Below are 4,842 nucleotides of genomic sequence, written 5' to 3'. Positions count from 1 at the left end.
GCTCAAAATTTTTTCTGCAAGTAAAAGAAGTATTACTATTATTCCATGACAGCTTATAAACATCTATTTTTTGATTTGGATCACACATTGTGGGATTATGATCGCAATGCAACAGAGGTTTTACGCTTCCTTTTTGACAAATATAATCTACAAGAAAAAAGTGGTTCTTCTGTAGAAGCTTTCCTTGAAATTTATCAACAGATAAATGAACAATATTGGATTAGATTTGAAGAAGGCCAAATAGGTAAAGAAGAAATTCGTGAAGAACGATTTCCTCTTACCTTTAAAAATTTGGGAATCAATTCGTTAAAAGGATTGGAAGATTTTGGTGAAGAGTTTCTAAACCTTACTCCTCATAAAACCAACCTTATTCCTTATGCTAGAGAGGTGTTGGAGGTTTTAAAGGACAAATTTCATCTTCACATTATTACCAACGGTTTTCAGGACGTACAACTTCCAAAGTTGGAAGGAAGCCAATTAAGGTCTTATTTTAGAAAGATAATAACTTCCGATTGTGGTTTCAATAAGCCTGACCCACGGATCTTTCTTTATGCCATGGAAAAAGCAGGTTGTGAGCCATCAGAGGCTTTAATGATAGGCGACAACCTTCAAGCCGATGTTTTCGGAGCACAAAGAATGCAAATTGACCAAGTATATTTTAACCCTATAAAAGAAAAACATGGCCTTGAAAAAAATCCTACTTTCGAGGTCACTTGTTTAAGTGATATTCCTAGTCTTTTAATGTAAATCCTCTGCTTGCTCTTCCCATTTTTTAATTAGGATTTTTGGTAAATTAAGGGAAAGATTTTGCAATGATTGCGGTTTTTTACGAAATAATGAATTTGTGTCTTACTATCCTAATTTAATTAGTTTTTAGATTTAAATTACATTTATCCCTGGTTGTTGAATTGGAAAAAAGATAGTAAAGGTGGGGAGGAGGAAACCAAAAAATGGGCCTGGAAAAATCGGATAAGTAATAGAAGTGGGATCAATGATAAACTTAGTATAATTTTACCCACAGGCTAAGGAAAATACAACCCTTTTTATATTAGAAGGTCGGCATAAAATATAGATCATTTATAACTTGAAAAGAGTAGAAGTACTATTCATCGCCTATTTAATTATCGGTGTGCATAATTTTTCAACAGCATTTGCAATTCTTTACGAGCAATGTGTATACGGTTTTTCACAGTGCCAATGGGAATTTGCAGTTCATCAGCGATTTCATGGTATTTAAACCCCTGAAAATGCAGCATAAAAGGCGTTCGGTGTACTTCATTTAATTGGTTAATGGCTTTTTGAATATCGCCAATAGCAAAAGAAACAAAAGCAAGATTTTCAGTCGTTGAAACTCCTGCATTAAGATAATGAAGGTTCTGGGTGGTATCAATGAAGGTGTTTTTTCTTACCATTCGCTGATAGTTGGTAATAAAGGTATTCTTCATGATAGTGTACAACCAGGCCTTAAGGTTCGTTCCGTCAGAAAACTTTTCTCGGTTATTAAAGGCTTTCAAAACAGTTTCCTGCATCAGGTCATTGGCCTCTTCCACATTCTTTGTCAATCTCATGGCAAAGGGCTTCAGAGACCTTGACATTTTGTCCAATAAATAACTAAACTCTAATGTTGTCATCTGGTACCTTTTTGGTTCTTAATGAAATAAAAATACAAAAGAATGGATAGAATTAAAAAGAAATAATCATATTTTTTATTTGATTAATACAATTTTAAAATAATATCTTACCCCTTTGGTCCCTATCCATAATAGGAAAGTCTTATTTGTGTCTACCTTAAAATCTTATAGATAATTTCATTAATCGTATAAAAAGCCCAGTTTGTAAGTAGATTATCTTGATTTACCTTATTTTTATTTTTTAAAGTTATTCTTATTTATTACTTTCATTACTAAATGAGACTCACTGAAGAAAAATCAAAGGACCTATCATCAAATTATTCCCACTGACCCTTCTTTTGGCAGGTAAGCCCTATCCTATTTTTATAATGTTGCATTCAAATACAGAGTTAATTGACTAATTCATTACCTATTGTGTTTATACTGAATTGTCCTTTCCCTTTTTTAAGTTGGTTTCCCTATCTCTTGGAAAATTAACCAGCTGTACAGCTAATTTGTTATCTATTTCCGGCCTTTAGGCTTCTATTTCTTTTAACTTTATTTAGTAAACCTTCCGGGTACTGGGATGTAAGAAAAAGCTATTTCTATAAGAATTAATGGAAGGGAGAGTGAGAAGAAATGTCTTTCTTTAAAGGGCTTTTTTATTTTTAAAGATGTTTTTGTTGTACACTCATCGGGAGTTTTATAAGGAATAAACTAACTTTGAATTAAAAGTAGATTAATTGAGCCTTAGAGCTTGTCTAAATTTTTTGCTTTTAAGCGAATAATGTGGTGTTGAAAAGGTAAACGATGCGCTTTTTTTGATGAATAAAATTTTTAAAGATTATGATCCTTTATAATGTAACTGTAAATATAGATCCGGAAGTAGAAGAAAAATGGTTGAATTATATGAAAAATATTCACATCCCTGAAGTGATGAAAACCGGATGTTTTTCAGAATATAAATTTTTTAGATTGGTTTCAGAGGGTGCACAAGAAGGGACTAATTATGCCATAATGTATTATGCGCCCTCCATGGATCAAATTGATCTTTATCTGGAAAAATATGCAGAAAAGCTAAGACAAGACCATCAAGAAAAGTTCAAAGATAAAATGGTAGCTTTTCGATCTTTACTGGAGTCAGTGTGAAATTGGGGGATTACAAAAATTTTATCTTTCGTAATCCCCTAATTTACTTTTTAAAAATGAAAAGAAATTTTGTTGGAGTTACCTCACTTTTCACTCATCAACTTTTACGATTTTATTTCTAATTGCTCACGAGTTAATTTACAGTTAATCCATTCACTATCAAGATCAGCGTTCAGTTTCTTATAAAAATTGATTGCAGGCTCATTCCAATCAAGCACTTGCCAAGATAAACGGGCAACTTTTTCTTTTTTGGCCTGACTAATTAGTTGGTTAAAAAGTAATTTCCCTATTCCTTGCCTTTTAAATGATTCGGAAACAACTAAATCCTCTAGATAGAGACATCTTCCTTTCCAAGTGGAATAACTGTAGTAATATATAGCAGTTCCAATAATTTGGGTATCTGTTTCAGCAACAAAAAACTCAAATACGGGTTTTTCTCCAAAACCATCTTCCAGCATCTTTTCCACATTATTTTCTACCTCATTTGGTGCTTTTTCAAAAACAGCCAATTCATGGATCAATTTTAACACTTGCGGAAGATCCTCTTTCTTTCCCTTTCGAATATTTATCATAGCTAAAAAATTATTATTGGTCCAAGCCTACCCAATGGAAAAATGCCTTTTTATTGAAAATTAGGTTTATGGAAATTATTAAACCCATGGTCTGAAAAATTGACGCTAAAGAATCGATTTAAATTCAAACTATGAATTAGAACTTCTCAAATTATAATAGAACTTACCAAAAGATGAAATTTAAGCTTTAAAGATTCCCGTAAGGTAACTTAAAGAGATGGCTTTTACTCTATTCGTAATTAATCAGCTCTTAAATCTTATCGAAACCGGTATATTTCCTCAATACCTCAGGAATAACAATTCCATTTTCTGTCTGGTTGTTTTCCAGTATTGCGGCCACTATTCTTGGTAAAGCCAAAGCACTTCCGTTTAAAGTATGGAGAAGTTTTGTTTTCTTACTCTCATCTTTATAGCGAAGTTTCAAACGATTGGATTGATAAGTCTCGACATTACTTACGGAACTAACTTCCAACCATCTTTTTTGTGCTGCAGAATAGACCTCCATATCAAAAGTAAGGGCTGCAGTATATCCAATATCACCGCCACATAATCTTAAAACCCGATAAGGGAGATTCAGCTTTTCCAATAATCCTTGTACATGCTTGCACATTTCGTCAAAAGCCTCATAAGATTTTTCAGGCTTTTGTATCTGTATGATTTCTACTTTATCAAACTGATGCAGCCGGTTTAAGCCTCTAACATCTGCCCCCCATGAACCAGCCTCTCGTCTGAAACAAGGTGTATACCCTACATTTTTTATGGGCAAATTTTCAGATTTAATGATGCTGTCTCTGTACATGTTTGTAATAGGTACTTCGGCAGTAGGAATCAAATAGACATTATCTTTAGTGGCATGGTACATTTGCCCTTCTTTATCTGGTAATTGCCCTGTGCCAATTCCTGAAGCTTCATTAATGACAATGGGAGGTTGCACCTCGTAATAACCTGCTGCCAGAGCTTCGTCAAGAAAAAAGTTAATTAAAGCTCTTTGCAAACGGGCGCCTTTTCCCTTATAAAATGGAAAACCTGCACCTGTTACCTTGTTACCCAGGTCAAAATCAATGATATCATATTCCTTGATAAGCTCCCAATGTGGTTTGGCAGTATCATGTAACGAAGGTATCTTCCCATGTTCATAGATCACCTCATTGTCTTGATCACTGTTGCCCTCTGGCACGCTTTCATGGGGCACGTTAGGAATATTGTAAAGTAACTGTTTTAATTCCTCTTCAAAGGTGGAAAGATTCTCTTGTAAGGATTTGCCTAGTTGCTTTAACTCAGAAGTCTGTGTTTTTACCCTATCGGCCTCTTCTTTTTTGCCTTCACGCATTAATTGCCCAATTTGTCGGGCTAAATTATTAGACTGGGAAAGGGTATCATCCAATTTAACTTGTGTGGTACGTCTTTTTTGGTCTAAATCAAGAACCTCTTGGATCAAACTTTCGGGTTTAGCAATTCCTCGTTTTGTTAAACCTTTAACCACTTTATCCTGATCCTCTTTGATCTGAGAA

5 protein-coding genes are annotated in these 4,842 nt (G+C 34.0%); 2 read left to right on the top strand and 3 right to left on the bottom strand.

What is annotated here, in order from left to right; genetic code table 11:
* The first annotated feature begins 45 nt into the window (after positions 1-45).
* Positions 46-747, top strand: a complete 702-nt coding sequence (locus tag E1171_RS06940; protein WP_155205284.1) for a YjjG family noncanonical pyrimidine nucleotidase — start codon at positions 46-48, stop codon at positions 745-747.
* Positions 748-1,121: 374 nt separating this feature from the next.
* On the opposite strand, the gene E1171_RS06935 is transcribed toward E1171_RS06940, so the two are convergent.
* On the bottom strand, positions 1,122-1,631 hold the full coding sequence (locus tag E1171_RS06935; protein WP_155205283.1) for an RNA polymerase sigma factor: 510 nt from the start codon (positions 1,629-1,631) through the stop codon (positions 1,122-1,124).
* 825 nt (positions 1,632-2,456) lie between these two features.
* On the opposite strand from E1171_RS06935, the gene E1171_RS06930 reads away from it, so the two are divergent.
* Positions 2,457-2,759 (top strand): DUF4286 family protein, encoded by a 303-nt coding sequence (locus tag E1171_RS06930; protein WP_155205282.1) that lies wholly within the window; start codon positions 2,457-2,459, stop codon positions 2,757-2,759.
* A gap of 104 nt (positions 2,760-2,863) precedes the next feature.
* Here the strand turns inward: E1171_RS06930 and E1171_RS06925 are convergent, their stop codons facing one another.
* Positions 2,864-3,331, bottom strand: coding sequence for a GNAT family N-acetyltransferase (locus E1171_RS06925; protein WP_155205281.1), 468 nt, complete (start codon positions 3,329-3,331; stop codon positions 2,864-2,866).
* Positions 3,332-3,581: 250 nt separating this feature from the next.
* Positions 3,582-4,835 (bottom strand): serine--tRNA ligase, encoded by a 1,254-nt coding sequence (gene serS, locus E1171_RS06920; RefSeq protein WP_425509607.1) that lies wholly within the window; start codon positions 4,833-4,835, stop codon positions 3,582-3,584.
* Positions 4,836-4,842: the final 7 nt, after the last annotated feature.

This window comes from Xanthovirga aplysinae (genome assembly GCF_009711365.1).
Lineage (GTDB): Bacteria > Bacteroidota > Bacteroidia > Cytophagales > Cyclobacteriaceae > Xanthovirga > Xanthovirga aplysinae.
This window is presented reverse-complemented; position numbering and strand designations above follow the sequence as displayed.

Coding starts and splice junctions, on each gene's coding strand:
- E1171_RS06940 (WP_155205284.1), top strand. CDS start 46: ATGACAGCTTATAAACATCTATTTTTTGATTTGGATCACACATTGTGG.
- E1171_RS06935 (WP_155205283.1), bottom strand. CDS start 1,631: ATGACAACATTAGAGTTTAGTTATTTATTGGACAAAATGTCAAGGTCT.
- E1171_RS06930 (WP_155205282.1), top strand. CDS start 2,457: ATGATCCTTTATAATGTAACTGTAAATATAGATCCGGAAGTAGAAGAA.
- E1171_RS06925 (WP_155205281.1), bottom strand. CDS start 3,331: ATGATAAATATTCGAAAGGGAAAGAAAGAGGATCTTCCGCAAGTGTTA.